This is a genomic window from Desulfomonile tiedjei DSM 6799, assembly GCF_000266945.1.
Lineage (GTDB): Bacteria > Desulfobacterota > Desulfomonilia > Desulfomonilales > Desulfomonilaceae > Desulfomonile > Desulfomonile tiedjei.
In genome coordinates this window covers 3771360-3792314 of record NC_018025.1, presented here as the reverse complement: position 1 = coordinate 3792314, position 20955 = coordinate 3771360, and the positions used below count along the sequence as shown (strand labels likewise).

16 protein-coding genes and 1 pseudogene are annotated in these 20955 nt (G+C 50.5%); 13 read left to right on the top strand and 4 right to left on the bottom strand.

Annotation, left to right across the window (positions count from 1 at the left end; genetic code table 11):
* Window positions 1-550: 550 nt before the first annotated feature.
* Entirely contained in the window at window positions 551-1975 is a 1425-nt protein-coding gene (locus DESTI_RS16085; protein ID WP_014811025.1) for a sigma-54 interaction domain-containing protein, read from the bottom strand.
* Between the two features lie 976 nt (window positions 1976-2951).
* Between DESTI_RS16085 and DESTI_RS16080 the strand changes: the two genes are divergently transcribed.
* From DESTI_RS16080 to DESTI_RS16025, 12 genes are all read left to right on the top strand, one after another.
* The gene (locus DESTI_RS16080) at window positions 2952-5165 is read left to right on the top strand and encodes a molybdopterin-containing oxidoreductase family protein (protein WP_014811024.1); all 2214 of its coding nucleotides are present in this window, start codon (window positions 2952-2954) and stop codon (window positions 5163-5165) included.
* Window positions 5166-5229: 64 nt separating this feature from the next.
* Complete coding sequence (locus DESTI_RS16075; RefSeq protein WP_014811023.1) at window positions 5230-5724, top strand: 4Fe-4S binding protein; 495 nt, start codon at window positions 5230-5232, stop codon at window positions 5722-5724.
* A gap of 12 nt (window positions 5725-5736) precedes the next feature.
* Window positions 5737-6465 carry a UPF0280 family protein gene (locus tag DESTI_RS16070; RefSeq protein ID WP_014811022.1) on the top strand — a complete coding sequence of 243 codons (729 nt, stop codon included), beginning with the start codon at window positions 5737-5739 and terminating at the stop codon, window positions 6463-6465.
* 21 nt (window positions 6466-6486) lie between these two features.
* Window positions 6487-7812, top strand: a complete 1326-nt coding sequence (locus tag DESTI_RS16065; protein WP_014811021.1) for a methanogenesis marker 16 metalloprotein — start codon at window positions 6487-6489, stop codon at window positions 7810-7812.
* Between the two features lie 56 nt (window positions 7813-7868).
* A complete protein-coding gene (locus DESTI_RS16060) occupies window positions 7869-9197 on the top strand; it encodes a (Fe-S)-binding protein (protein ID WP_014811020.1) in 1329 nt (442 codons plus the stop codon).
* A gap of 46 nt (window positions 9198-9243) precedes the next feature.
* The gene (locus tag DESTI_RS16055; RefSeq protein ID WP_169316382.1) at window positions 9244-10161 is read left to right on the top strand and encodes a homocysteine biosynthesis protein; all 918 of its coding nucleotides are present in this window, start codon (window positions 9244-9246) and stop codon (window positions 10159-10161) included.
* 56 nt (window positions 10162-10217) lie between these two features.
* Window positions 10218-11195, top strand: a complete 978-nt coding sequence (locus DESTI_RS16050; RefSeq protein ID WP_014811018.1) for an ABC transporter substrate-binding protein — start codon at window positions 10218-10220, stop codon at window positions 11193-11195.
* A 90-nt stretch (window positions 11196-11285) separates the two neighbouring features.
* Window positions 11286-12077 carry an ABC transporter permease gene (locus DESTI_RS16045; RefSeq protein ID WP_014811017.1) on the top strand — a complete coding sequence of 264 codons (792 nt, stop codon included), beginning with the start codon at window positions 11286-11288 and terminating at the stop codon, window positions 12075-12077.
* A gap of 11 nt (window positions 12078-12088) precedes the next feature.
* Window positions 12089-12829, top strand: coding sequence for an ABC transporter ATP-binding protein (locus DESTI_RS16040; protein ID WP_041286250.1), 741 nt, complete (start codon window positions 12089-12091; stop codon window positions 12827-12829).
* Window positions 12830-12848: 19 nt separating this feature from the next.
* Window positions 12849-13598: an ABC transporter ATP-binding protein gene (locus DESTI_RS16035; RefSeq protein WP_014811015.1), complete on the top strand. Its 750-nt coding sequence runs from the start codon at window positions 12849-12851 to the stop codon at window positions 13596-13598.
* A gap of 106 nt (window positions 13599-13704) precedes the next feature.
* On the top strand, window positions 13705-14745 hold the full coding sequence (locus tag DESTI_RS16030) for an MtaA/CmuA family methyltransferase (RefSeq protein WP_014811014.1): 1041 nt from the start codon (window positions 13705-13707) through the stop codon (window positions 14743-14745).
* A 189-nt stretch (window positions 14746-14934) separates the two neighbouring features.
* Window positions 14935-15621 (top strand): corrinoid protein, encoded by a 687-nt coding sequence (locus tag DESTI_RS16025; RefSeq protein WP_014811013.1) that lies wholly within the window; start codon window positions 14935-14937, stop codon window positions 15619-15621.
* Between the two features lie 205 nt (window positions 15622-15826).
* Here the strand turns inward: DESTI_RS16025 and DESTI_RS16020 are convergent, their stop codons facing one another.
* Window positions 15827-16312 (bottom strand): VOC family protein, encoded by a 486-nt coding sequence (locus DESTI_RS16020; RefSeq protein WP_014811012.1) that lies wholly within the window; start codon window positions 16310-16312, stop codon window positions 15827-15829.
* A gap of 180 nt (window positions 16313-16492) precedes the next feature.
* On the opposite strand from DESTI_RS16020, the pseudogene DESTI_RS16015 reads away from it, so the two are divergent.
* Window positions 16493-16792, top strand: a pseudogene (locus DESTI_RS16015) (IS66 family transposase); the annotation flags it as partial.
* Between the two features lie 39 nt (window positions 16793-16831).
* Here DESTI_RS16015 and glnE read toward each other — a convergent pair.
* Window positions 16832-19864 carry a bifunctional [glutamate--ammonia ligase]-adenylyl-L-tyrosine phosphorylase/[glutamate--ammonia-ligase] adenylyltransferase gene (glnE, locus tag DESTI_RS16010; RefSeq protein ID WP_014811011.1) on the bottom strand — a complete coding sequence of 1011 codons (3033 nt, stop codon included), beginning with the start codon at window positions 19862-19864 and terminating at the stop codon, window positions 16832-16834.
* Window positions 19865-20519: 655 nt separating this feature from the next.
* Entirely contained in the window at window positions 20520-20954 is a 435-nt protein-coding gene (locus tag DESTI_RS16005) for a 2-thiouracil desulfurase family protein (RefSeq protein WP_157212179.1), read from the bottom strand.
* Window position 20955: the final 1 nt, after the last annotated feature.

Sequence of the window (20955 nt, the reverse complement as noted above, 5' to 3'; positions counted from 1 at the left end):
CCCCCCATTCCCCATATAGTCAGTGCCAAAAATTCTGTCGTTTATCCCTCGTGTGAATTACAGGATATTGGTAGGGACCGGCGTCGCTGCCGGTCCATTCATCGATATCATTGATCATATTGAAGATGTGCCGGCACGGAGGCACGGCACCTACCAATATTCCTACTCTTCAATCGGTCACTAATTTTGGCAACTGCTATAAGCGCTAAATTAGCGTGTTCTGGATCGTTTGTTCCGGAGGAACAACTGAAAATAGGCCGGCGATTCATCGCCGGTTAAGGGAAAAACCTAATGATTCTCGAGTCCCGGCGGGACGGCTGATACACAGATTCCCGGCAATAAATTACCGGGCTATTTTCTTTGGTCCCTGCAGGACAAAGAATTACAGCGAGGTAGCGCCTATGGGGGTAGAGGGGATTTTCGTCTAACTCTGAAAGCAAATCGATATGAGATGACATCAATGAGATTGGATCCCGCGCTTGAATGGAAGCACGTCAGTCAGGAGACTGTCTCCCGAAGCGCAGAATCATCTGATTCGGGGGGATCGAGTTTATCTGGACAGAAGTCCGTATCTTCGCATTTTGCGGTAAATTTCGTTCCGGGATATTCCCAGCAGTTTTGCGGCTTGAGCCTTGTTTTGTGCGGTTTGCTCCAGGGCCGCCAGAAGAGCCTCTTTTTCCGATTTCTCTCTGGCCTGATTCAGAGGGGACAGTGCAGGCTTCAATCTGGTTACCATCATGACCTGATTTTCGAGCATGTACGGTGGAAGGTTTCGCAGCCGGATCTCTGTCTGTCCTTCGTCTAGCGAAAAAACGGCGAACGTGAGCACGTTTCTGAGTTCGCGAATATTGCCCGGCCAGGGGTAAGCTTGCAGCAGTTGCTTCACTTCACTTGCGAAGGTGATTTCCAGGTTGGATGGCTTATCTCTGGTAGTATCCAGTAAGTGTTGCGCAAGCAGGGGAATATCTTCAGGCCTGTCTCGCAATGGCGGAATTGCGAGCACCAGAATGTGAAGACGATGGTACAGATCTTCCCTGAAGGTGCCTTTGGCCACAGATGCCGCCAAATCCTTGTTCGTTGCTGCGATCAGTCTGAAATCCGAATAGACCACATCGGAAGTCCCGATCTTCTGAATTTCTCCGTTCTCCAGTACTCTCAACAACTTGGCCTGCATATCCAAGGGAAGCTCACCGATTTCGTCAAGGAATATGGTTCCCTTGTCGGCCAGCTCAAATTTCCCCACTCTCCCGCCCGTCTTGGCTCCAGTGAATGTTCCTTCCTCATAGCCGAAAAGCTCTGATTCTAGCAGGTCCTTGGGAATTGCCGCGCAATTTACACGGACAAAAGGCTCATCGGACCTGGAACCGGCGGAATGAATTGCATGCGCAACCAGTTCCTTTCCTGCACCGCTCTCGCCGAGTACGAGAACAGGAATAGAGCTGCGGGCGAACTGCATACCCAATTTCTTGAATTTTCGTATGACCGTGCTCTGGCCTATGATGTCATCAAAAGTGTACGATGCTCCCGGAAGCCCTTGGCTTTTGCGCTTATAATAGATGACCTTCTTCTGCAGGTTGGTCATCTTGCGCATGAGTTTCTGGAGATCTCTAATATCCCGAAAATACACTTCAATAAACCCGCCTGCAGTCACTCCCTGGTGCGTAATGGGATAGCGATTCACGAGGGCACTCTGGCCTTTGAAAGAAAACTCAACAGCCTTATCGGGTATTCCCGTTTCCATTACCCTCATGAGCTTGGAATGGGGAAAATAGTCGTTGATATTCTTGGAGATGGCCGTCTTGATGTCCATGTCGAACATCATGGCGAACGTCGGGTTCAGATATTTGATGTCACCTTTCCTATCCGTTATCAGCACGCCAACGTGCGCAAGATCAAGTATGAGCTTGTGCAGGCAATCTTCATACTTTTCCAGTCGCAACACATCGGCATCACGGCACACAGAGCCAGCCATCATGGCCAAACCTCCTGAATCGGTAGGCGGATGCGATATTCCTTAAGCTATCACGGGAAGAATCGTGTCTGCATCAGAGCCCGACCTCAGTGCCGCTTCTTGCTGCATAGCGACCGGATTCTGTTGCCACTGTAATCTACCGGTTACATGTAATCAATTGATTACAGAAAACTCATAATCTCCATTGTTACATCCTTGAAAGAAATCTGCAAGAACTGTTTTGAAAGAGATTGTTGCCGGATTATCACTATGAAAAGCATTCCGGACGCGGTGTACCCAGTCGGACACACATTCCGATCTGCCAACCGGCATGTGACGAAAAACCCCGCGAGGAAAGCATGTATTTAGAGCGGTTGCCCAAAATTCTGACGCTTATCCCCCGCTCGAACACAAGATATTAGTAGGGACCGGCGCCTTGAGACTGTCTCAAAAGTCGAAATTCATTCCAAATCGTGGCACGAAATTCTCATCATCTTCACGGCCTGATTGTAGGGGCGGACCTGCGAGTCCGCCCAAATGAGGGCAGACACATAGGTCTGCCCCTACTCGGATGGAGAATCGTGGCACGAGTTTTGTGCATTAGAGATTTTTGAGACACTTTCCGGAGGGCGGCACCCACCAATACTCTTGTCCTCAATTCGGACATTAGTTCGGCAAATCGTATAAAGGAGACCGCCGAGCTAAACAAATGACTCTCCCGAGAGCACCTCATAGTCCCTCTGTGATTGAGAATCCGGTCACACTTCGCAATTGGCATGTCAGTTGCACTAACCTCAGTTCGTGAAAAGAAGAGATTATCCACAATGGCCGTTGCTGAAGCGTTCGGAATAAAAGCACGGCGGACAAAGTGACTCCAGGTCTGCATTTTCTCATAGCAACCCCATCCGAGGTCTGAGATCGGGACTGGGGTTCATGATCGAAAAAATCTAGAGTTATTGCACAGTTTCTCGGTGAATTCGTTGGAAGAGGACCGGAAACAATGTTCAAGAAAAAGCAACAAACCGTCAGAGACTTTGACACCATGAGAAGATCCACCTGTGGTAATTGTCCGGCAGGTTGCGGTGTAAAGGTTTTTCTAAAAAATGGCGAGATCGTAGACATTTTTGGTGACGAAGAGCACCCTGTGAACAAAGGTTCCTTCTGCCCCAAAGGAATGCTCTCCTATTTTCATGGCACAAATCCGAACCGCATTACACAATCCCGTGTAAGGGCAAGCCTCACACAACCTTTCCAGGAGGTGACATGGGGTGACGCCATTCGTGCACTTTCAAAAAGGATTTCGGAAATTGCATCGACCTTCGGCAAAGAATCTATCTGCATTCACGGCAACGATTCCGATCCTTTTGATTACCTTGCAGGCGCAGCCTGGTTCGCCCGTCAGTTCGGCATAACCAATACTCCCGCCCGATTCTTTCCTCGTCCCTTTGGAAAAGGCGGCATCATCGACAACATGTTCGGCGTTCCGGGATCCTCTTTGCTGATGAATTCACCCCGCGACTGGTGCCACAGCAAGTGCATTCTGCTTTATAATTGCGATCTTGCAGCCACGGATCCAATGACCTTGGGTCCTCTCCTGGATGCCAGAGATCGGGGCACACCTCTCCTCTCGATTGGTTCCGCAACTACAATGACATCTTCGAGAGCCAGTCTATCGCTTCGTGTGAAACCTGGAAGTGAGTCTCTGGCGTTGAAGACAATTCTGCATCTTCTTATTCGGAAAGGAATGATAGACGAAGAGTTCATGCAAGAATCCACGGAAGGCTTTACGAGTCTCAAGTCGGAACTCGAAAAGGTTTCCCTTGAAACGGCAGCCAAGGATTGCTGGGTCGATATTAAAGATTTGGAGAGGATGGCCGACACCATCGGTCGTGCCTATCCGATCCAGGTTATTGCAGGGAGTTGGCATTCCCGGAGATACCTTTCCGAGCTCGAAGTATTTCTCTGCGCGGCTCTTGTTTGCGCAAGAGGATCGATAGGAATTCCCGGAGGAGGATTGAACCTTCTTAATGCATCACCCTTTCTCTGGGAATCCTGGGGCTTGGAGAATTCCGGTGATGCAAGGACATCCGAGGAGGAAGAGTCTCATTTCGATCTTGAAGATATTCTCCTTTCTCCCAAACACAGAATCGGTGCACTGATCTGTCGTGGGAATCCTTGTGCACGCCTCGCGGATGGAAAGAAGACAAAAGCTGCGATGAGCGAAATTCCCCTCATCGTGCACCTCTCGTCATATCCGAACGAGACCTTTCATCGTGCCCACTTCTCCTTTCCCATGAGTTCGTGGCTTGAATATTCCGGTCTCGTTGCTACCAACAACAGTAGGTCTGTACAGTGGCACCACAAAATCGTGGAACCTCCGGGAGAGTGTGGATCGAATCTGCAATTCTGGACGGACTTGGCAACTTCCATGGATTCCGGCAAGCCATGTCCATGGCGGAACGAACAGGGAGAAGTCGATTCTCGGAAAGCTGTACATTTCTTCCTGCTCAACAATCCTTTGACTCAGGTAGTCTCCGCCAAGGATCTGGATCCCGAAATCAACCCACCCGGTGGAATACTGTGGCCGTGTATCGATCCATCGGAATTGGATTTTGAAGACAACCGACTTATCCAGGGAAATATCAGAGGTAAGAACATTCTGTTCCGCAGGAGCACGAATTATCCTCTATCAGAAAGTCGTTTCCCGACAACCTCGGGCAAAATCAACTGTGCAGTCTCCCTGATTCATGACAAATCGTCATCGGCAGAACCGCAAAAAGCCCTATACCCTTTGATGTTGATAACAGGAACACTTATCGACAGCACCAACGAGTTCGGCCACTTCGTAACGGATCGGGGAGTCGAAGCCAACGGCTCAGGAATCAAGATTCATCCGCAACTGGCAAGACTCATTGGCGTCAGTAAAGGCGAATCTCTCACCCTCGAAAATGACAACGGCACTTTGACTGCCCCTGCGTGGTTGAGTGACGACATTGACCCCAGGACTGTCTGGTGTCCGGAGGAAATCGATCCTTATCAACCTTTTTTTGCATATGAAAGTCCCAGAAGCCTCTTTGATCTGCCATCTTCCGGGGTGGCACCAAAGAAGTTTGCATGGGTAACCGCATACAAGTTTCAGTCGGAAAAAGAAGCGGCTACTGCACTGATCGTCAGGTTTGTCGAACAATTTCAACCGCGAAAGAGCGTATCATGAACCCGCAGCGATGGTTGCTCGAAACGATTCCTTGCGCGGAGACAACCCGGAGGAATGTTGAGAAATGAAAGTCCTCTATGTGAGCAAAAACTTCAAGGTCTCCGTGGCCGATCTGGATAAGGGAAATCCTGCGGAACTGGTTCTCATGGTTGACCTGGACCGCTGCATATCCTGCGGCGCTTGCCAGATCGCATGCCGAATCGAACACACCGCGGATATTCACGAACCCGATTCCTGCAGAGCTATCGGGGTACACGCCGGCAAGAGTCCAAGTATTCAGCCGCTCCTGCGCATGCCTTTATCATGCCGTCACTGCGATACACCTTGTGACTATTATAGCCAGTACAATTTTTGGATCACCTGTCCCTTCGGACAACAACCCGATCGACGAGCTAAAAGTTGCGACTCTTGTGTGGATCGGCTGGAAATGGGGTTCATGCCTGCATGCGCAACGCGGTGCACCATGAAATGCATCTATTTCGGCCATGCGAAAGATGTAGCCTTCGTCCTGAACGAGAAACGACTCCGTGAAATGGGTGACATCCAGATCACGGCGTGAGGGATGGATCAAATGCCTGTACCCAGAGAAATAGATGCGGACCTGTATCGAGGACTGGTCAACTCAAAGGAGTTGATCTCCGCGAGAATTCGCATCAAGCAAACCGATCTCTTGATTTCGGGTACGACCAACCTGAGTCGCAAAGCCTTCCCCACGGTGATGCACTATCGGCGGCAGATTGAAGAGTACATCGTAAGTCATCCTTTTTTTGCCCGGTCTTTGGTTCCCGTTCCTCCGGATGACACAGCAGCGAAGATTGTCAAGACCATGATTTCAGTTTCGACGCAATGTGGCGTGGGGCCGATGGCATCGGTTGCAGGTGCGATTTCGGAATTCGTCGGAATGGATCTCATGCCCTTCAGCCATGAACTGATAGTGGAGAACGGAGGAGACATCTTCCTTTTCTCCTCAAAGCGTAGAGAAATGCTTCTCCTGGCTGAAAGCTCGATGTTCAAGGGGTTGAGAATAGCCTTGGATGCAACCCCGGAACCTATAGGAATTTGCACGTCTTCAGGAACCCTGGGGCATTCACTCAGTTTTGGTTGTGCCGATGCTGTCATGGTGGTTGCTTCTTCGGCATCGCTAGCGGATGCGGCTGCCACTGCCGTCGGTAATCTGGTGAAAGGACCTCGTGATGTGGAGAGCGCGATTGAAAAGGCCCGGGAAATAGGTGTGAACGGAGTAGTCATACTCGTAAACGACAAAATGGGTGCTTGGGGTCAGGTAGAGATTCTAGATTGAACGGGCCTTGGGAGGTCTCACATGGCAGAAGACAGAAAGACCGTCGCCGAAATAAATGAGAAATTGAAGAGTGGCCAGGCAGTGGTCATGACGGCGATGGAGTTCAAAAAGGAGGTGAGAAGAGGGCACAAGTTCAAAGTGTCCGATGTGGACGTCGTCACTACGGGCACCAGAGGTGTCATGTCAGGGACATCAGCCATGCTGGCCATACCGTTAGCCGAACATGGCAGTTTTAAGAAGGCCAGGCAGATGTGGCTGAATGGAGTGCCCTGCATCCTGTCATCCAATACGGAAGAGGTAACAGGCATAGTGGAAGCTGTGGTGTACGGTACAGCCGAAAGCCGCGATCATCACGGACACTATGGAGGAGGTAATCTTCTGAGAGACCTGGTGGAAGGCAAAGAGGTGGATCTTGAGTGTTTGACATCAGAGGGAAACACCATTTGCACGTCAATCACTCTGGCTCAACTCAAGTTTGCCCGTCTCTACAACTTCCGAAACTGTTTTCAAAACTATATGGCCTTTGGCAATTTCAAGAACCACAGGTTGTACCGTGAAAATCCGACCTCCATTTTTGCCTGCCGTCCTGTGCCTCTCATGAGAGGATTGACAGTAAGTGGCAGCGGTGAACTCAACCCTGTAGAGAACGATCGTTACAGCAAAGTCATGAAATCAGGTACCAAAATACTGCTGAATGGGGCGCCGGGAGTGATTGTAGGCAATGGAACCCGCAGCAGTCCTGCGAAAAGATGCCTCTGTGTTGCAGGAGATATGGCAGACATGGACCCGCAATATATGGGTGGGTTCAGGACGAGCTTCGGGGTAGAAGTGACCAATGGTCTGGCCATTCCTTTCCCTATCACCGATCGGGAGGTACTGGATGGTCTGGCCAATTGCCTGGATGAGACGATACCTCTTCAAATAGCCGATCTCGGAGACAGAATAGGCATCTTTGGTATCACGTACGCGGACATCTGGAAAGGCGCACCCCTCGAAGTCGAATTCGATGCGGAACGATGTATCTGCTGCTCGTTTCAGTGTCCCGCAGAATACTACTGCCCCATGAAAGCCATTTCCTGGAAAGACAAGCGTATCGATCAGTCGCTCTGTGTGGCCTGTGGCGCTTGCACTTCCAACTGCCTTGGCGGGGCTTTCAAAGGCAAAGGCGATATTCCGAAGGGGTGCATGGGGACAGTTCATGCATTTGAACGAGATATACCGATCATTTTCAGACAATCAAACCGTTACCGCTCGGAAAAGGCAGCCGAGCACCTCAAGGACCTCATGCTCAAAGGAGAGTTCCTTTTGTCGGACTCGGATCTTGAGTTGAAATTTTGGAATCTTTGACCGTGCCTTCCGGATGGAAGCCGAAGGTTCACGTGCTCAGGGCAGGAAAAAGAGCGATGAAGAGTCAAGGCACACGAGAGGAAATCGAATCGATCCGCAATGAGGTGGAGAAGTGTATCAGATGTGGCAGTTGTCTGTTTTACTGCCCTGTATACAGCGAAATCGCGGATGAAAACTATGGTCCTCGCGGACGCAATCACCTGATCAAGGGACTCGTTGAGAACCCGCAAGATCTCGTAACGGACGCCAGGGATCGTTTTGAGAAATGCCTCCTGTGCGGGGGGTGTACCAACACTTGCCCCCAGGGTGTGCGCAATGACCTCATCATGCTGGCTGTGAGAGGAGAACTGGTGAGGCAAAACGGGCTTCCACTGACTTCTTCCCTGGCTTTTCGGCACGTGCTGAAGAACAGGGACACCATGAAGAAGGCACTGAGAATGGCGGCTGCATTCCAATGGATGCTTCCGGAATCCAAGAGGAAGGGGGGAAGCTCAGGAACGGGTGTTTCGTCGGAATCCGGGAGGGTTCGTCACATTCCGATGCTGTTTACCGGAATCGCAGGAACTCGTCACTTTCCCTCTATTGCTGCGAGTTTCTTGAGCGAACGGATTTCGGAAATAAACCCTCCCGACCCCAATAGTGACAAGAAGGACCTTCGCGTTGCGTATTTCTCCGGTTGTGCCACCGAGTTCATGTTCCCGCATGTAGGAGAAAGCCTTATTCGATTACTGCAGCGTTCCGGTGTAGAAGTGATCTTTCCAAAAAACCAGGGATGTTGCGGTACAGCGGTTCATGCGAACGGAGACATGGAAACTGCCAGAGAAATGGCGCTTCACAATATGCAGGTCTTATCCGAAGCGAAGGCGGACTACGTCGTCACCGGCTGTGCAACGTGCGGTTCGGCTCTGAAGGAGGGCTGGGCAAGTCTCGTGCAAGATCGAGGCCCGAAAGCACTGGTTTCCCAATTTGCGGCCAAGGTCAGGGATATCTCCGAATTTATCGTGGAAATGACTGACCTGAAGCCGCTTCGCTATCAATCGCTACTGCCGGACAACGTTCGGGTCACGTACCATGATCCCTGCCACTTGGCCCGTCATCAGAGGGTCGTCGAGCAACCCCGCGCGATCCTTCAGAAAGTCTTTGGAAATCGTTTTGTAGAGATGGACAACAATGGCTGCTGCGGCTTCGGAGGATCGTTCAATCTGAAAAACCAGGATCTTTCGAGAAAGATCGGCCAGGACAAGATCGAATCCATCAAGCGAACAAAGGCCGATGTGGTCATCACCACATGTCCGGGATGCATGATTCACCTCATTGATGGAATCGAGCAAAATCACATGTCGCAGAGAGTCATGCATCTCGCCAGCGCTGTGGAACCGTCGTAGTCGGATGAGGAGTCCTCAAATGTGCGCCTTTGAACAGAGTATTTCGATGATAAACAGCAAGATCATGGCTGGAGAAGCGAAGGTCTACACCGAAATGGAACTCCTAAATCGAATGAAATCAGGGGAAGACTTGACATCCCTTGATGTGGACCTGATTACGATGGCTTTCCACAGCAGTATTTCAGGAAGCGCAGCCATGCTTCTGGTTCCGGTTGCTGGACGGGGAACTTTCACGAGAGCCAAGAAGATATGGCTGAATGGCGTTCCAGGTCACCCGGGCCCTGCTCCGAACGAGCGGCTTGGCGTAGTGGACACGCTGATTTTTGCTGACGAAGTCTGTGATGACACGAGTGAAATCCCATGCGGAGCAAGGCTGCTCGTAGACATTCTGAATAACAGAGAAATTCGGGTGAAGTGCCTTTCTGCAGAAGGAGACATGTATCACAATTCTTTTGCATCGGAAACTCTTCAGTTCGCTAGGATGTTCACGTACAACACGTTTATCCCGACTTCACGTGTTAATGCTGGTGATGACGGCCCAAGTATGAACGCCCATCTTCGGACTATCCGGAGAGGCAATAAAGTGCTGTTGAATAAAGTGCCCGGCATCGTAATCGGCCGTGGATCCTACGGTTCTTCCGCCAGAGAAGCGCTATCTTTGTCTGCTGAGATGTTTGGGATGACGCCATTACTCATTCATGATCAGTCGATGAGCAACAGCTCTCCAATCGCATATTCCGTGGCCCTGGCGATACCGGTTCTGGATGATTCGGTGCTAGCGAGCGTCAGCACGTACCTGAGCAAGATGAAGCCTGAGAAAGACACCCGTTACTTTACCGAATCCGATGAGAAATTAGCGGAATATCTCAAGGAACTTATTCTGAAAAAAGAGTTTCACGTAACCGATTCCGACGTCGAAGTACTATACGATTCATCTGAAGCAACAATGGTTAGAACACCATGAAGTTGAACTCATCAAAGGTACGAAGTTCCACCCTTTATTTCAGAAGGAGCAGAGTTATGAAACGAGCAGCCATGCGGTCAGTCTTTCCAGTCGTAGTGGTTTTCCTCCTCCTCTTGGGGCTTCAGGGACCGGCAAGTGGTCAAACGAAGGAAATCCGTTTCGGGTACCTGGTGGCCGATCAGCTACACAGTCCCGGCGTGATGATCATGAAAGAAAAGCAAATGCTGGAGGCAGCAGGCTTCAAGGTGGCGTGGCAAGAGTTTCTCGCAGGCGCCTACCTGATGCAAGACTTCACGTCCGGGCAGATTGACTTTGGCAGTCTTGGAGCCGTGCCTGTCATGATTACCAGAGGGCAAGGGGTTGATGTAGTTATTCTTGCCAGCGCCAATTCTGAAGGATCCAGTATTGTGGTTAAAGACAGCATAAAAGTTCCCAAGGATCTCGCAGACAAGAGCGTTGGCACCCCGGGTATCGGTTCCATTCAGGATGCTATGGTGGACATGGTGGCCAGGAAAGAGAACATCAAGATACGTCACAAACATATGAAAGTCTCTGATATGCCGCTCTTCCTGCAAAAAGGTGAGGTTGACGGCTTCATTGCATGGGCGCCTCATCCGACTCGAGCAGTCGATCTCGGGTATGGCCATCAGATTCTCACTTCCAAGGATATTCTTCCCGATCATCAGTGCTGCGTCATCGTCACCAAAGGGTCAATCCTCAAAAAAGATCCTGAGACAGTGGCCAAGGTGTTAAAGGTTTATTTGGAAGCGTGTGAGTGGTTCAGAACGCATTATGATGAATCTGTGGCAATGATGGCCCAGAAGACAGGTATGAAAGAGGAAGTGATTCGCACGGCACTCCAGACCGTAAAGCATCCCTTTCCGCCCTATTGCAATGTGGAGAGTCTCAAGCTGCAGGCAGAAGGTCTGATTACCAGCGGTAAAATCCAAAAAGATTCCATAAAGAATATGGACGACTTCATCAAGGCCGTTTATCAGCCTGCGATTCTGGATGAGTGTCTGACCAAGAAATAGGGCTCTCGAGTCTGATGGCCCCAGAATACATTTCAATACAAAACCGGTGGACATCAGGCTCCGAGATCACCAATTCAGGGAGATTCACGTATGAATGGAAAAACAATAGAAGAGACCAAGACGGTAGTATACAATCTTGTGAGTCTTGTTGTAGTCGCTATCCTGTGGTCAATCTTCTCTTATTGGCAGAATTCACCATTTTTTCCGTCTCTCTCCGCGGTCTGGAAAGCTTTTGTGGGGTTGATCACTGAGGGTGACATAGAGCAGATTGGTCTGGGGGCTCACATATGGGCTAGTCTTGTGAGGATATTTGCTGGCTTTGCAGCCGCGTGCATCCTTGGAATTCCTCTTGGACTGGCCCTGGGACTCAAGCCGAAGATCTACAACCGAACCCGTGCCATTCTGGAACCGGTACGTTTTATACCACCCATCGCCTGGATTCCGTTGGCCATAGTCCTCCTTGTCGGATTTTCCCGCTACGCCTTCTTAATCTGGTTGGGAGCGTTCTTTCCCATTTTTATCACCACGCTCCTTAGCGTGACCCATGTGAACCCTATCCACGTCAATGTGGCAAAGGTTTTCGGAGCGCCGCGTTGGTACATCATCCGAAAAATCGTTATTCCTTCCGTGCTGCCGGATATCGCTACAGGCATGAGAGTCGGACTGGGGATTGCGTGGATGTGTATCGTGGCAGCGGAAATGATTGGCGGCGAGATGGTAGGTGTCGGCCGACTCATTCTGAAGTATGCCGAGCTGATCAGAATGCCCGAGATTATCGTAGGGATGCTCGTGATAGGGGTCATCGGGTTTCTCATGAATGAGATCTTTATCGTGGTAGAACGAAGGTTATTCAGATGGAGGTCGGAAGTCTCCATCGACTAGGTGAGAAAAAAATGGCCAGCCAACTTCTTGATGTCAACATAAGCAAGAAATATTCGAGCATGGATGTTCTGGACAACCTGGTCTTCTCGGTGGAGGAGAACGAGTTCCTGGTAATCGTGGGACCGACAGGCTGCGGAAAGACCACTCTGGGTAACATCCTGTCCGGTATTGAAAAGCCCACAGCCGGGAAAGTGAGAATCAGGGGTGAGATCATCGACCCCCACGTACACAACATATCCTATGTCTTTCAGGAGCCGTCGTGCATCCCGTGGTACACCATGATCGAAGACGTCTCCATGGGACTCGAGATACGGGGAGTGGACGGCGCAAAAGCGATTCAAAGGGCAAAAGACGTGATTAAGCTGGTAGACATGGCCGGCTTCGAAGACTACTACCCATGGCAGATTTCCGGGGGAATGAAGCAGAGAGTCGCCATTGCCAGAGCATATGCGACTAATCCGGATCTCCTGATTATGGATGAACCCTTCGGTCACCTTGACGCTCAGACACGATACCTGATGCAGATCGAAATCATGCGCATTTGGGAGCAGGAAAAGAAGACTGTGGTCTTCATCACCAACAACATCGAAGAGGCCGTGTACCTTGCCAGCAGGATCATTGTGCTTTCGAAGCTCCCGGCGCATATGAAAGGCGAGTACACCGTGGACCTACCGAGACCGAGGGATCTGACGAGCCCGGAATTCCTTGAGTTCCGAGCTACTATTACCAGAGAATGCGAAATCGTCGAATAACAGAATAGAGGGACAGGGCATGGCCGCAAAGAAAGTTAAAATTCAGGTGAGGGATCTTTGCAAGCACTTCGGGGATCTGGTCGTCTTGAACGATATCAACTTCGATATCTACGATTCCGAATTCCTATGTGTTGTCGGCCCGACGGGTTGTGGCAAAACCACGTTCTGCAATGTAGTGACGAGGCTCATGCCTATAACAAAAGGATCCGTCATCATGGATGGTGAACCTGTGGATTTCAAGAAGCACAATATTTCCTTTGTGTTTCAGGAACCATCCTGCCTTCCGTGGAGGACCGTTTGGGACAACGTAAAGATCGGGCTTGAAATCAAGGGTTACCCGAAATCGGAAATCAAGGAAAGGGTAGGTAACGTTCTTGACCTCACAGGATTGACGAAATTCAAGGATTTCTTCCCAAACCAGATTTCCGCAGGGATGAAACAGCGTGTAGCCATCGCAAGGGCTTTCGTTACCGAGCCGGACATGCTGCTGATGGACGAACCTTTCGGACAACTGGACACCAGCACCCGGTTCCATATCGAAAACAGTCTTGTTCGGCTGTGGCAGAAGACTAAGCAGACCGTAATATTCGTGACTCACAATCTTGAAGAAGCGGTGTACCTGTCCGAGAGGATACTGGTGTGCACGCCGAAACCTACCAAGATCAAAGAGGAAGTCATGGTGGATCATCTCGATTATCCGAGAGACATTACCGACCGCGAATTCGTGAAAATTCGTAAGCAGGTGACCGATCTGGTGAGGTGGTGGTAAGGACATCAGGTGACGAGTTGCCAGGATCTTTTGCGTTGGAACCCGGGGCCGATTCGATTCGAGCTGCTCGTGTTCATCAGCATCGAGGTATCCGCGAGGAACACACATGACACTTAAAGAAAGATTTATGCGACGCCTGACCGGTAAAGAAGTTGACGTGACCCCTGTCGGGTGTACCACGGCTTATCCCGTAGTGGAATTTATGAGCAGATGCGGCTACGCACGCCCTTTGGCCGATGTCGATCCAGTGGCCCTGACAGAGTTGTCACTGGCAGGACATGAGTATGCAGGATTCGAATGGGTGAAAGCGATGGGCTGGGATCTGACAGCTTTGAGCGAAGTGTTTGGTTGTGGCCTGGGAGAACCTGCCATCGACTTACAATATTATATCAAAGTCCATCCTTTCGAGCACAACCTGGACGGATTGCACTGCCCGGAAGACCTGTTGATGCGGGGAAGGTTTCCGGCTTACAAAGAACAGTTCAGGCTTTTGAAGGAAAGGGTGGGAGACCGACTCGCCATTTTCGGTATGGCTGAGGGACCTTTCACCTGCGCATCCAACCTTCTTGAAGCATCGACTATTATGCGAGCCATAATAAAAGATCCGGAAACAGTCCGGAAGGTTCTGGATGTTACTGTGGAAGCAGTTACTAAAGTCGCCCAATTTGCATTCAGTAACGGAGCAGATTACTTCTGCCTCGGCGACCCGACGAGCAGCCCCGATCTCCTGAGCCCGAAAGCGTACGAGAAATATGTGCTTCCCGCAGTGAGAAAAGTGGTGACGAACGTGGACGGCCCAATAGTCTTACACGTTTGCGGAAACACCGATAGGATAATCCACATGATGTGCGACACCGGAGTAGCCGGGATTAGTGTGGAGGAGAAGACGGATTTGAAGAAAGCTGTAGAGATTGCCCATGGAAAGGGAGTCAAAGTATTTGGAAACGTGGGGACATCCTCTACGCTGTTCATGGGGTCACCTGAAGAATGCTACAAAGAAGCGGTAGCAGCATTGGAAAATGGCGTTGATTTCCTGGCTCCCGGATGCGGGATAGCTCCACAGTCGCCCATCGAAAACATTCTCCAACTACGGAAGGCGAGGGACGATTACTTCCTCGGCAGTCGGGAAAAAGCGCAGACTGCTTGACTCTTTCAGATCGACTGGCAAGTCCGGAAATAAGGGATACAAATCTACCTCAAGCTTGGAGCGGGTGCCGACAGGGACCACTGTGTCCTTTGCCTCGGGTCAAAAGCTCACGAGTGTCAGGAAGATCGGAAGAAGACAGTCACGATGAGTACACCACGTTGGATGATCGAATAACATGGAGGAATACAGATGGTCTCGGAAGAAAGACGTGCGGAAATTCTGCGAAGGCTTTCCGAAGGAGTCGTGAAATACGAGGAGGATCTTGTCCGAGAATACTCTGAAATAGCCCTGGAAGAAGGCCTGGACGCGTATGACGCTATTATGAACGGACTCGCTGCAGGCATGGAGATTGTAAGTGACCTTTACGACCAGCAAGAGTATTTCGTACCGGAAATGTTGATGTGCGCTGATGCTCTGTACGCAGGATTGGACATTCTGAAGCCTCATATCAAAAAGACTGATTCCATCGGGATAAAAGGACAGGTCGTTATCGGAACCGTACAAGGCGATGTACACGATATCGGAAAGAATCTAATAAAGCTGATGTTCGAAGTATCCGGTTTCACTGTGTATGATTTGGGGCGAGACGTGCCTTTAGAGAAATTCTCGGAGGAGCAGTCGCGCACCAATTCCGATATCGTGGCCCTCTCTGCCATGATGACAACCACGATGATGAACATGAAGAAGGTGATAGAAACGATCAAGGAGAAGAATCCGGATGTTGCCGTCATGCTTGGAGGAGCCCCGGTGACCAAGGAGGTCGCTGCGCTCTTCGGAGCGGACGGCTATGCGGAGGGAACTGCAGACGCGATCCAGGAAGCGCTGAAAATGATAAAGTTGCGCCGCAAGTTGGACCAAACGGGCCCTCCGAATTGATGTGACTGCGGGTGTCTAACGCTCAAGTAATTCGTATAGATGATATTTGGTGGAGTTGCTTTTCTCTCGGTTTATTTGGAGCCGCCGTCAGATCAAATTTGGTTGAGTCCCAGTATTGCCGGACTCCTTTCAATTTTGAGTTCCGGATCTAGCGGCTCCTGCAGACCTTTATGGACAATGTCGGATGAAAATTGAGTGTGAGACTTTAGCCTTGGTCATATGCTTGCCTTAATTCGTCTATATCAATCTTCTTCATCTGGAGCATTGCACTCATAACTCGCTCCGATTTCTCAGTGTCCTTATCTTGTAGCATTTCATTGAGAGCAGTGGGGACGATCTGCCATGACACTCCATATTTGTCTTTCAGCCAGCCGCACTCTATTATTTCTCCGCCTTGGGAGAGCTTTTCCCAGAGATCGTCTACTTCTTCTTGTGTCTCGCAATTTACGAGAAGCGATATTGCCGGTGAAAAAGTGAATACAGGGCCGCCATTCAATGCCATAAATTCCTGCCCTTCGAGCTGAAATACGATAGTCATTACGGTTCCCTCCGGTTGCCCGGAAACCTTTGCCCCGGCTTCACCATAGCGAGCGACGCTTACGATTTTGGAATTCTTGAAAATAGAGACATAGAAATTCACGGCGTCTTCAGCATTATCATCGAACCACAAAAAAGGGATAATCTTTTGCATAATTTCTCTCCTTCTCATTCATCTTTTTGATGCAAGAGACTTTTCTCCTTGGCAAACACTGCGCTCATGTGCTTTGTCTTTCAGTCATCAACTATGTTGCTTCAATTAAGAGTATGTACACGTATCTTTTCTCGTCAATTGTACAAGTGGGAGGCGCGGTCGGGACACAAAGGTTCCGGTATCTTCCGTGAAAATGAAGAGAGGTTGTACCACTGGGCTCGAGACCGAACGGTTCCGACAGAAAACAGTCTGGCCGAGAGAGATCTCAGACCGTCTGTTGTAGCGAGAAAAGTCAGCTACGGATCTATTTCCGATAACGGAGCCAAGACGTGCAGTATTCTTACAACCGTCCTCACCACCCTCAAGAAACGAGGCAGTGATCCTACAGAACAGATCAAGAAAACTCTCGATCGACTAGCAACGAATCTTAAGCCGGATCCCTATGAACTCCTCTTTCAAAGAAGTGGACCTCAAGAATAGATATCCCCATCATTGTTGCTCCCGCGAATAACTGAAGCTTTACGTTCGTGGAGCACGGGCAAGGGGTTCGCCGAAAAATGCCCGGTAAATGCTCCGAATAGTCCCCGTTATGGTGAAGTAGTCGCTGATGAGCCGATCCTCGCCTCCCTCGCCATATCCCAGCCGGAGCGCCAGGCCCCGTAGTTTTTCGCCGGTCAAGGGCATTCTGTCGATGCTTCTATGTTCCATTATCCTGAGACGGTCTTCAAGATTGCTCAACCATCGGTACCCGAAATCCAGGCTCTCAAACGCACACTCGTCAATAATGCCTGCATCTCTCAGAGCGGACAGTCCTTCCAGAGTGTTATTCTTTATTATTTCCGGGAAGTGATAGGCATGCTTAAGAATATGAGCCTGCACCAGAAATTCCACGTCAACCAGTCCGCCATGCCCGGTCTTGAGATCCACATGCAAGTCGTCTTCCAACGCCAATTCCGTTTCCATGCGGCCTCTCAGTCTGGCGATTTCTTTCACGTCGTCAGAGGAAAGCCGCGTTCGGGTGATGCAATCTCTCACAATACAGTTTACCTGCTGCACCAGATCGGGTCCACCCGAGAGCGGCCTGGCTCTCAAGAGCGCCTGCTTTTCCCAGAGCTGGGAAGTAGCTTCATGGTAATCCCTGAAAGAGTCGAGAGACGAAACCAGCGGACCTTTATTGCCTGAAGGGCGAAGCCTCGTGTCGATGGAAAAAACGGTCCCTTCCGCAGTAGGAACACTCAGGATCGAAATGATGCGATTGGCCAGCCTTGTGAACCATTCGTGTGTGGAAAACCGTCCGATCTGCATCTCCGGGCACTCGTATATAAAGATGACATCCAGGTCCGACAAGTAGGTCATCTCTCTGCCGCCAAGCTTGCCCATGCCCAGCACCACAAAAGGAAGCGGATCGAGAAAATCGAATTCCCCGAATTTTCTGGTCATCTCTTTTACCGCAAGATCGATGGCAGCACACAGGCATACTTCAGCCAGTTCCGTGACAAGCGCCCTTGCCGTGGGCGAATCGATCTCACCGGCAAGATGCTTGACCCCAATCATCAGGATCTCTTCGTTCTTGAATGTCCTGAGCACATCCATTTCCGCTTCGAGATCCTCGCTGTACGCAAGGCGCTCGGTGACGATGCTTTCAAGAGTCTCCCTGGATTTGGGGAATTCCTCAGCGCCACGTGCAATAAGAGAATCGATAGCTTGGGGATGACGGACCAACAAGTCGGTAAAGAAACGACTCTCCCCAAGTATTTTGACGATAAAACGGATGGTAGGAGGATTCTCGAGGAGTGTGGAAAAATAGGACGAATGCGCAAACAGGGAATCTATATACCGGTCGAGCGCAACAAGAGCCTTTTCCGGCTCGGGAACCGTGAGCAACTCGTCGAGGAACAGCGGAGCAAGTCGGCTGAGGAGTACTCGAGCCTTCTCGGATGGAATCTTGCGGTCTGTCGGGATCACAAGATTCTTGAGAACCGCATAGGCTGAGAGAGGATCGTCGAAGCCGAGCTGTTCGAGCAGATTCTTACATACAGACTCATCGTGTATGGTTTCGATCAAACGTTTCGCCTCGGGCGAGATTCTGTCGAGAATCTCCTCGTCAGAATGATGGAACATGCTGGAAAAAAGCTCTTCCACCACACGACGATGATAATCAAGGTCTGCAAGAAAATGCTTCAGAGGCTCTTCTTTGTACCCGAGCCGCCGTGCCAGTTCTTCCTGGTCTTCGGGAGTTCGCGGCAGTTCGTGCGTCTGGAGCTGGTGATTGATCTGAATCCTGTGTTCGGTCTTGCGGAAAAAACGATACGCAGATCGAAGAGCGTCTGTAGTCTGCTTATCCAGCAGACCTGTTTCCCGGAGCAGGTCGAGAGCTTCAAGTGTACTGGCTGAACGGACACGCCGTTGTTTTCCGCCATTGATCAATTGAAGTGCCTGAACAAAAAATTCTATCTCCCGAATGCCTCCCTGGCCGAGCTTTATATTGACTCCCGGTTTCTTCTTGAGCTGTGCCTCAATGCGGAGCTTCATGATTCGCATTTCTTCAAGTGTCGAATAATCCAGGTGCTTGCGATAGACGAATTGCTCCAATTCCTGGAGGAAATCCTTGCCGAGCTTACGGTCTCCAGCCAGAGGAGCCGCTTTCATGAGCGCAGCCCGCTCCCAGGTCCGGCCCCATCCGAGATAGTAATCGAGAGCATTGGTGTACGAAGGGACAAGCTCTCCTTTTTCGCCTTCAGGCCTGAGCCGCAGATCTATGCGAAAGACGAATCCGTCCTCCGTTACATCGGAAAGAGAGCGAGAAACAGACTGAGCAAGGGATTCATAAAACTTCGCGATGGGGATCGGCTCGGGTCCCTGTGTCCTGCCTTCTTCCGGTTCCCGAATAAATATGAGATCCACGTCCGAAGAGAAGTTCAGCTCACGTCCTGAAATCTTGCCCATTCCCAGAGCTACAAAACCAAGTCCCTGTTCGAGACCTTCCGGTGTGCCGTGTTTTTCCGTGAGACGTTTCCAATGAAACTGTATTGCGGATTCTATGCCGGCAGCAGCGAGGTCGGAGAGCTCGGCCATAACTTCCTCCACCTCGGCCAGATTATTCAGATCTCTGCAGCCGATACGGAGGAATTCCCGTTCCTTGTACACCCGGAGCATACGGTCGAATTCTTTGGAGTTGCCTAATCCCTCATAGGTTTCCCTCAATTCCCGTTCCATGATTGCACGAGTCTTGCGGATCGAACACCCTTCTTGAAGGAACAGGGGAGCGAGCGATTCCGGAATCCTGCACAGGATTGAGAAGAGAAAACGGGAGCCTCCGACGGTGGTCAGAAAGACTCTTCGCAATCGCTCATCCCGCAGAATAGTCCTGACCGTTTCACCGCCGTCCGTTCCCAGAAGATCTTCCACCCGACCGACGGCGATCCTCGGATTTGCAGTGTCGAGCAGATCCCTGCAGACTCGATCCGATTGATCTGTTTCCAGGGAAGCCAACCAGCAGGAAAGAGCAGGGCAGTTGCGTCCGATGTACGTGAGTAAAGTGTTTATTTCCATAAGCCGAAACGGAAAACCTCATGCCGAAGGTAAGACCGGGGAATCTTTTTCGTGAATGAATTATGTCCTTAGTTCAGCTAATTTCATACCCTTGCGTTTGGGGCGCCACTTGGCTCAATGCTGCAGTCCCGAAGGGACAAACCATGAGTAGCCACGGGTGCAAGAGACTGTCTCAAAAGTCGAAATTTGTCCCAGATCGTGGCACGAAATTCTCATCATCTTCACGGCCTGATTGTAGGGGCGCCCCTTGTGGGTGCCCGGTAGTGACCGGCCTCCGTGCCGGTCATTGCGGGAGGGCAGGCACGAGACCTGCCCCTACAAGGATGATGAATCGTGGCACGATGTGTTGTGCATTCAAGATTTTTGAGACAGTTTCGCAAACCCGTGGGCAGCGGCGCCACATTATAACTGTTTGGACCCCTGAAAGGGTCCACCATTGTGTAAATCTGAGTTCAAGTTGAACGATGGTGGATCCCTCCAGGGTCCTGACTACTTAGTTTTGCCATAATTCTTTCCATGGGTTGCACCCATGGCTACCATTTGGATCGCCCCGGTGGGGCTCCGGACAGCACGTCTCAGCACAGTAGCGTTAGTAGCTGCTAAAGGATCAATCCATTTGCAGAAAAACATCTTACTGTTCCCTTGAGAATTCGTATCAGAAAGGTAGCTCATCCTCTTCAGTTATAATGGGAATTCCCGTGGTAGACAGGAGTGCGGTTGCAACTCCGACGCCTGCGGTCTTTGCTCCGGCAAGATCGATTCTTCTCACACCACATGAGGGGCTTCCCTCTTTAAAGATAATCAACTCCGGGCCGACAAGTCGGAGCATGGCAAGCGTTTCTTCGGCTCCACGCACAAATTCGGGAGTCCTGTCTTTTCCGAACGCATCTTCCACCCGAGCATTCCCACGAAGCACTGCTGTTCCGTCTCCTCCCATAAACCGGCTGGCAGGTCTCGGGATTCCCATACCGCCGAGCGTTTCGGGACAGACTTGCACGACAATGCAATTCTTCGAGATATAATCCAGAAGAGGATGAGGACGGGAACTCCCGTCGTATCGGGTTCGCAGGCCTGTAAGACATGCGCTCATA

Excerpts from the sequence above, each read along its gene's own strand:
- DESTI_RS16040 (WP_041286250.1), top strand. The coding sequence starts at position 12,089 with ATGGCCAGCCAACTTCTTGATGTCAACATAAGCAAGAAATATTCGAGC.
- DESTI_RS16070 (WP_014811022.1), top strand. The coding sequence starts at position 5,737 with ATGCCTGTACCCAGAGAAATAGATGCGGACCTGTATCGAGGACTGGTC.
- DESTI_RS16080 (WP_014811024.1), top strand. The coding sequence starts at position 2,952 with ATGTTCAAGAAAAAGCAACAAACCGTCAGAGACTTTGACACCATGAGA.
- DESTI_RS16050 (WP_014811018.1), top strand. The coding sequence starts at position 10,218 with ATGAAACGAGCAGCCATGCGGTCAGTCTTTCCAGTCGTAGTGGTTTTC.
- DESTI_RS16035 (WP_014811015.1), top strand. The coding sequence starts at position 12,849 with ATGGCCGCAAAGAAAGTTAAAATTCAGGTGAGGGATCTTTGCAAGCAC.
- DESTI_RS16020 (WP_014811012.1), bottom strand. The coding sequence starts at position 16,312 with ATGCAAAAGATTATCCCTTTTTTGTGGTTCGATGATAATGCTGAAGAC.
- DESTI_RS16055 (WP_169316382.1), top strand. The coding sequence starts at position 9,244 with ATGATAAACAGCAAGATCATGGCTGGAGAAGCGAAGGTCTACACCGAA.
- DESTI_RS16005 (WP_157212179.1), bottom strand. The coding sequence starts at position 20,954 with ATGAGCGCATGTCTTACAGGCCTGCGAACCCGATACGACGGGAGTTCC.
- DESTI_RS16060 (WP_014811020.1), top strand. The coding sequence starts at position 7,869 with ATGAAGAGTCAAGGCACACGAGAGGAAATCGAATCGATCCGCAATGAG.
- DESTI_RS16030 (WP_014811014.1), top strand. The coding sequence starts at position 13,705 with ATGACACTTAAAGAAAGATTTATGCGACGCCTGACCGGTAAAGAAGTT.
- DESTI_RS16075 (WP_014811023.1), top strand. The coding sequence starts at position 5,230 with ATGAAAGTCCTCTATGTGAGCAAAAACTTCAAGGTCTCCGTGGCCGAT.
- glnE (WP_014811011.1), bottom strand. The coding sequence starts at position 19,864 with ATGGAAATAAACACTTTACTCACGTACATCGGACGCAACTGCCCTGCT.
- DESTI_RS16085 (WP_014811025.1), bottom strand. The coding sequence starts at position 1,975 with ATGATGGCTGGCTCTGTGTGCCGTGATGCCGATGTGTTGCGACTGGAA.
- DESTI_RS16065 (WP_014811021.1), top strand. The coding sequence starts at position 6,487 with ATGGCAGAAGACAGAAAGACCGTCGCCGAAATAAATGAGAAATTGAAG.
- DESTI_RS16045 (WP_014811017.1), top strand. The coding sequence starts at position 11,286 with ATGAATGGAAAAACAATAGAAGAGACCAAGACGGTAGTATACAATCTT.
- DESTI_RS16025 (WP_014811013.1), top strand. The coding sequence starts at position 14,935 with ATGGTCTCGGAAGAAAGACGTGCGGAAATTCTGCGAAGGCTTTCCGAA.